The organism is Enterobacter sp. CM29 (assembly GCF_013179605.1).
Lineage (GTDB): Bacteria > Pseudomonadota > Gammaproteobacteria > Enterobacterales > Enterobacteriaceae > Enterobacter > Enterobacter intestinihominis.
Genome location: NZ_JABMCU010000246.1, coordinates 1 through 5,392 on the forward strand (window position 1 = coordinate 1; position 5,392 = coordinate 5,392).

General features: G+C 54.0%; 12 protein-coding genes. All 12 read right to left on the reverse strand.

The features are described from left to right. The coding region (locus HP459_RS20890) for a lipoprotein (protein WP_171936766.1) at nt 1–349 on the reverse strand (349 nt) is incomplete at its 3' end. A gap of 72 nt (nt 350–421) precedes the next feature. Further along, a complete protein-coding gene (locus HP459_RS20895) occupies nt 422–1,165 on the reverse strand; it encodes a DUF6246 family protein (RefSeq protein ID WP_171936767.1) in 744 nt (247 codons plus the stop codon). A 50-nt stretch (nt 1,166–1,215) separates the two neighbouring features. Further along, on the reverse strand, nt 1,216–1,971 hold the full coding sequence (locus HP459_RS20900; RefSeq protein ID WP_171936768.1) for an Ig-like domain-containing protein: 756 nt from the start codon (nt 1,969–1,971) through the stop codon (nt 1,216–1,218). A 57-nt stretch (nt 1,972–2,028) separates the two neighbouring features. Further along, complete coding sequence (locus HP459_RS20905; RefSeq protein ID WP_171936769.1) at nt 2,029–2,412, reverse strand: hypothetical protein; 384 nt, start codon at nt 2,410–2,412, stop codon at nt 2,029–2,031. Continuing rightward, nucleotides 2,409–2,777: a hypothetical protein gene (locus HP459_RS20910; RefSeq protein ID WP_014883994.1), complete on the reverse strand. Its 369-nt coding sequence runs from the start codon at nt 2,775–2,777 to the stop codon at nt 2,409–2,411. The genes HP459_RS20905 and HP459_RS20910 overlap by 4 nt, the downstream gene beginning before the upstream one ends. A gap of 42 nt (nt 2,778–2,819) precedes the next feature. Further along, entirely contained in the window at nt 2,820–3,008 is a 189-nt protein-coding gene (locus HP459_RS20915) for a hypothetical protein (RefSeq protein WP_045324574.1), read from the reverse strand. A gap of 13 nt (nt 3,009–3,021) precedes the next feature. Further along, nucleotides 3,022–3,372 (reverse strand): hypothetical protein, encoded by a 351-nt coding sequence (locus HP459_RS20920; RefSeq protein ID WP_171936770.1) that lies wholly within the window; start codon nt 3,370–3,372, stop codon nt 3,022–3,024. After that, nucleotides 3,369–3,608: a hypothetical protein gene (locus tag HP459_RS20925; RefSeq protein WP_171936771.1), complete on the reverse strand. Its 240-nt coding sequence runs from the start codon at nt 3,606–3,608 to the stop codon at nt 3,369–3,371. Before HP459_RS20925 ends, HP459_RS20920 begins: the two co-directional genes overlap by 4 nt. Beyond that, the gene (locus HP459_RS20930; RefSeq protein ID WP_171936772.1) at nt 3,601–3,774 is read right to left on the reverse strand and encodes a 50S ribosomal protein L13; all 174 of its coding nucleotides are present in this window, start codon (nt 3,772–3,774) and stop codon (nt 3,601–3,603) included. Before HP459_RS20930 ends, HP459_RS20925 begins: the two co-directional genes overlap by 8 nt. Further along, entirely contained in the window at nt 3,774–4,154 is a 381-nt protein-coding gene (locus HP459_RS20935; protein ID WP_110875447.1) for a hypothetical protein, read from the reverse strand. Before HP459_RS20935 ends, HP459_RS20930 begins: the two co-directional genes overlap by 1 nt. 2 nt (nt 4,155–4,156) lie before the next feature. After that, nucleotides 4,157–4,534 (reverse strand): hypothetical protein, encoded by a 378-nt coding sequence (locus HP459_RS20940; RefSeq protein WP_171936773.1) that lies wholly within the window; start codon nt 4,532–4,534, stop codon nt 4,157–4,159. Nucleotides 4,535–4,543: 9 nt separating this feature from the next. Continuing rightward, nucleotides 4,544–5,392: major capsid protein (locus HP459_RS20945; protein WP_171936774.1), on the reverse strand; the 849-nt coding region annotated here is incomplete at its 5' end.

Genomic DNA, 5,392 nt, shown 5'->3' on the forward strand with positions numbered 1-5,392 from the left:
GCGGAGTCGGTGTATCACTCGTGCTCAGGAAATGATCTCCAAGCGCATAATCAACGCCTTTCGAGAAGATCCCCTTCGATTTCATGCTCAGCTCAACGAAGAACGGATGAAACCCCGCATAGGCTCCGAAACCGTTCTTGCCGTTGATCTCTCCGCAGACAACAGCGACGACACGACCATCTTCGGCATCAGTCATCTTTGATACTTTTACGTTCCGGAACTGTGCGCTGGCCGGGTCTTTAAGATTTGCAGCAACTTCAGATTTCGCTAAAGATATTGCCTTTTCATCACCGGGTTTACAGCCAGTCAGAATCAGCGGAATAACCAAAGCTAAAAGTATTTTTTTCACTCTTATCCCCTGAGTTTTATTGTCGACTCATATTACGCCCGGTCAGGCGATTACGGTACATCCATTATTAACTCAGGCGGCTTTCTTTGTTGATTTTTCGCGCTCAATCATTTCCTGCCAGCGGCGATCGTCATCGTCCATAACAGCGTCGTACTCTTCCCTGGTGAAGCCTTTCTGGTCAGGGTATTTGGCGTTTAGCATCATCGCGAATTCGGTCATGGTAAGGTTTTCAGCCTCTTCCCTGCTGATCCCAAAATGGTTTCGCGCCGCCATGATGTATTCAGTTGCACGGAACTCCGGTGTCGTTTCCTTGCTTTCGTGCTTCTGCAACTTACGAACCTTCGCCCGTCCGATAACGCCATGCATGATCAGTGACTGAGCTATCAGAATCAGGTTCTCCGGCGGAAGCGATCCGCGGTGCCATACGAATGTGCGCTGGCCAGTACGTGAAGGCTCATGCCAGCCTGTCAGCTCGGAAACGTCCTCGTCACAGCAGGACTGAATGACGTTAATAGCCGAGAGTAATGCCTCACGCACAAACGCGGCAGAACCTGCCGCATCCAGAGCCCACTTCGGCAGGGAAATATCACCGAAATAGTAGGCGTAAAACCTGCGCTGATGCTCCGGTATCACACTGTGAATTTCGCGCGCCGCTTCAAGCATCTTTGCTACATCGTCATTGAACAGCGCATAAAAAATGCGGACGATATGCTCTGGCTCGCCGATCCGCGTCATATTGCGGAACGATGGCCGGAAGAAGTATTCACGGCCGCCAGCACCAATAAGGCACTCGCCAATATCTTTCAAAGGTGTCATATCGCTCTCCATAACCAGTATCAAGGGCAGCACGCCGCCCTTTGTAGTGATTACGGCGCGGCAGTCACGGTAACTGCACAGGTGTCGGTGAAATCACCGTCAGAAGTGGTAGCCGTAATAGTCGCGGTGCCCTCGGCAACTGCTGTCACCAGACCGGTTGAACTGACAGTGGCGATGGATGGCGCCGAAGTCGTCCAGGTGATCGCTTTGTTAGTCGCATCGGTTGGTTGAACCGCGCCGCTGAGTTGTTGGGTTGCGCCAACGACCAGAGATGCAGCTGCAGGGGTAACTTCAACGCCAGTGGCCGCGATAGAATCAGCGACTTCAAACACGACAGTGTCGGCGTCGTAGACCTTCCACTCGCCGGAGAAGGTGGAGATATCGTTGGTACCGAAATCACCAGACCATGACGTGGTGTTCATGTAACCCTGGATGTAAGTACCGGCGTTCTCACCCGCAAAGTCGAACCGCACCCACAGGTTAGGCTGACGACCGGCCTGGACTTCGTCAAAGATATACTTCGACAGACGCCATGCGCCGATCTCGTTATCTTTATCAGACTTGCGAAACTCACCTTCGCCGGAGATCGTCAGATCCATGTTGTTGACCAGGTTCTCCACCAGCCCTTTAGCATCATCTGCCTCGGAGTTGATGGTATTCATCGAATAGTCGATGCCCTTGGTCGTCATAGCGCCAAGACGCTTCCACTCAGAAAGCGCTGGCACTGCGTCGGGGCAGCCAAAGGCCATGCGTAGCACAGCTACTTTCCCGATCAGCTTGCCAAAATCATTAGCACAGCCTTGCATGTGTACCTCTCAAATAAAAAAGGCCGCCGGATGGCAGCCTGATGGGTTGGTAATGGTTTATTCGCCGTAGACGCACATGAACTGGAGTCGGAAGACCAGGCGGCCCTCTTCGGTCAGGATAGGTGCAGGCATATTGCCGAGGTTTTGGATCAGGCCAAGGCATTCGTCGGTAATGTCGTTCTGTTCGACATGATTGATGATTTCCTGAGCCTTCTCAGCGGCTGCGCGGCGCTTATCTTTGGCGGAAATGACATCCATCAGCACGTAGTGATCAGATCCGAGGTCATTTCGGATGTCGGTACCGCCGTTAGGCCGGAACACGATGAATGCATCAGTTAATTTTGTCGTGTCGTCCCACGCCAGCAACTGTACGATGAAGCCAGTGGTAAGCCCGGCATCAACAAAATAGTTACGCACGCGCTCATACATGGCAGGTGTCATACTGAAAGCTCCTTGCGCATCACGGCATCAATCTGGCTGCGGGTGTCTTCAAAGCCTTTGGTGAGGAACTCTTTCTGCGCGGTGGCGCGACGGAAGGTTTGCGGAACGTTAGGGTCGTGAACGAAAACAGCGTAGTTGGCCGTGTACCCCACCCGCCCTGTCAGCCTAACGCCGTTGTTTATCAATTCCCGATACTGGCTATTAAGCAGTGTTGAGGTGTCGATCGGAGTGTACAACGCGGCTTGTGAGCTGCCGATTATCATTGCTGACTGTAGCGCCCTAACTACCTTACGCCCTTTCACGTCGTTGATGATGCGATTGAGCCCGGCTTTCGACTGCTTAACGCCGCGCACTTTGATGCCCATGGCTTTCTCCAGGCAATAAAAAAGGCCGCCGGAGCGACCTATTCAGAGACTTTTTGCTATCCGCTCAAGCTCATCAACGTTCTCAATGAGCTTTCTAACCTCGGGTGGAAGCTGATCGGGAGGCGTGCGCTTAATCTGTTTGGACTTCTTCTCAGGAACCGGCGCAGCGGCGTAAACAGAAATAGCCACCGCCAGCACTGAGATAGACATTGTGAGCGAATCGATATCCATAAAACCTCCGTAGTTAGATGCCTGTCAGTATCGCATAATCATCCGCCAGGCGCTCGAACGTGTCGGCGTAGCGGATAACTTGCCGCACCTCGTCAGCACCAGCCACAACCGGGTCTGCTTCGGTCGACACACCTATCAGAAGGTAATCCCCCGCAGCCGCCAGCGCGAACTCAGTCCAGACGGTATTCTTCACGACGATTTCGGCGCCCAGGCTGGCTAACTTCTTGCTGAGTCCGCCCTCGTAATCACAGAGGATTTGCTCAGGTTCGGCATAGCCCAGCGGATCGCCGTATTCGTCATTGCCTTCAAGCTTGCGCCAGATGGTCGCCGTGGCGGTGTAACTCCAGCTCGCAACGCTGCTCATATGGTAAAAGTCTCCACTTTCGCAATGATTGAATCATTCAATCCGACCAGCCCTCGCAAATATCCTGAATGCCGCCCCATCAGTTCAGCGCTAGCTCTTTTCATAAACATGTCTTTGCAGATGCCGTATGACCCTCCGACAAATGAAAAAAACTTCACTCCCGTTGAATTAACCCAGACAAACAAGTGCGTAGAGCCATCGCATTTAAACGCATGCACTTCATATCGTTCAGCCATCTTTCCACCTCAGCACTTTCGCGCCAGTCGCCCGGATGCGAGGGCAGTTAATGAACCACTCGCCATCCGATTTGACGTATCCGGTAGTTTCCCGTCCGGTGTCGGTAATCACCCAGACGCGGGTGAACGAGCGCGGTAGACCGTGCTTAACTGATTTGTACGTCATCAGCAACCTCCGACCACCATGAACAGACCGACACTATTACCGGCACTGATCGGCAGCTCTCCGGTGCAGCCGCTGGTATCTAGCCGGGCCAGCGAGTCTCGCAGCCAGGTAATGCTGTCGTCGCCATATTCAAACGAACGGGACGCGCCAGAAGGCGCCCCCTGCGATTTGATGCGGCGCGCGCCGGACGACGTAGCCATAAGCGCGGCGGCATACATCAGGATCAGCTTCGCGGTGCACTCGTCATACCCCGCGCCATCGAGGCACGGGATGATCTTGTTGACCACGCAGAGGATTGGATCCAGCAGCGCGCCCGGAATGGAGTAACCCAATTCACCGAGGAACGCCTGCACGTCTGCCGCTGCGATTGGGTCAGCCATGGTTATTTCGCCTTCTTGGTTGCTTCTGCCAGTGCTGCTTCGGCCTCTTCAGCGCGCTTCGTCACCGCCGCCAACTGCTCGTCGAACGTGGTTTTGTCAGCTGCAGCCTGGTCAGTGAGTTTAGCCACCTGCTCCAGCGATTCATCACGCTCCTTCGTCACCGTCGCCAGCTGCTCGAGCAAATCGCTAGGCTGTGATGCTGCTGGTACTGATTCGCCGAAGAGCTTTTCACCCTTCTTCTTGTCAGTGTCTTTCGCTTTACCGGTCGCTTTCCAGCGTGCTGCTGTTGCATCGTCGACTTCAACGATCGCACCAACCTCCAGTTTGCGGAGGTTGGCACCGGCATACAGATTGTCTGTAATGATTTCTACCAGTGCCATGTTTACCCCTTAGCTGTGTGCGTAGATGACAGATTTCTTGCTGTTGATGTCGGTCTTAACCATCAGGCCAGCAGCGCCCCAGGTGCGCCAGATGTAATCGCTGTTGTAGAACGGACGCGGATCGGCAACAGTACCGAACGCCTGGCCTACAATCGGAGCAATCACGCCAGCAGTCAGCGGAACAATCAGGATCTGGTTACCAGTCAGTTGAGCATCTTCTTTAATCGCGGCAATACCGGACAGTTTCAGAAGCTCTTGCAGGATGGTGTCAGACTGGTAGTTGTCGCTGAAGTAGCGTTCCAGGTTGGAGATGATGGCGCTTGACACATACCAGGTCTGCTCTGCGTACTGATTGTTGGTCAGCTTGAGAGTGTCGCGCAGCTTAATCGCCGCGTTACGGATCTGCTCTGCCGTGGCGGAGGCGTTGGTGAAGTCGATATTCAGGCCAGATGCGCCCAGATCAACCATCGCAACGCGCTCATCGTTCTTCAGGCCCTTCCAGGTCTTCTCATCAAACTTGATGTAGTTGCCTTCTGCGTCACGATAGCCGTTGTAGATGTAATCCACATACTGGCGACGGACTTCGTTGGTGGACTCGAACTGAGCATCAGAGATGATGTCGAACGCATCCGGATTGTTCAGGCGAGGCTCACGCCAGTGGAACTTGAAGCCGGTATCGTGCACCGGAACCATAGTACCGTCGTACTGGTACTGCACGGCATCCAGCGCGGCACCGATCTGACCGGACATGGAGGTGTGAGCCAACATGCGGCCGCCGGACTTAGCGTATTCGTACACGGTCTGGTTGATGCGCACCGAACGAGACAGCGGCATCAGGTCGTTGAACAGGGTGAACTC

Coding starts and splice junctions, on each gene's coding strand:
- HP459_RS20930 (WP_171936772.1), bottom strand. CDS start 3,774: ATGACGTACAAATCAGTTAAGCACGGTCTACCGCGCTCGTTCACCCGC.
- HP459_RS20915 (WP_045324574.1), bottom strand. CDS start 3,008: ATGGATATCGATTCGCTCACAATGTCTATCTCAGTGCTGGCGGTGGCT.
- HP459_RS20895 (WP_171936767.1), bottom strand. CDS start 1,165: ATGACACCTTTGAAAGATATTGGCGAGTGCCTTATTGGTGCTGGCGGC.
- HP459_RS20940 (WP_171936773.1), bottom strand. CDS start 4,534: ATGGCACTGGTAGAAATCATTACAGACAATCTGTATGCCGGTGCCAAC.
- HP459_RS20905 (WP_171936769.1), bottom strand. CDS start 2,412: ATGACACCTGCCATGTATGAGCGCGTGCGTAACTATTTTGTTGATGCC.
- HP459_RS20910 (WP_014883994.1), bottom strand. CDS start 2,777: ATGGGCATCAAAGTGCGCGGCGTTAAGCAGTCGAAAGCCGGGCTCAAT.
- HP459_RS20900 (WP_171936768.1), bottom strand. CDS start 1,971: ATGCAAGGCTGTGCTAATGATTTTGGCAAGCTGATCGGGAAAGTAGCT.
- HP459_RS20925 (WP_171936771.1), bottom strand. CDS start 3,608: ATGGCTGAACGATATGAAGTGCATGCGTTTAAATGCGATGGCTCTACG.
- HP459_RS20935 (WP_110875447.1), bottom strand. CDS start 4,154: ATGGCTGACCCAATCGCAGCGGCAGACGTGCAGGCGTTCCTCGGTGAA.
- HP459_RS20920 (WP_171936770.1), bottom strand. CDS start 3,372: ATGAGCAGCGTTGCGAGCTGGAGTTACACCGCCACGGCGACCATCTGG.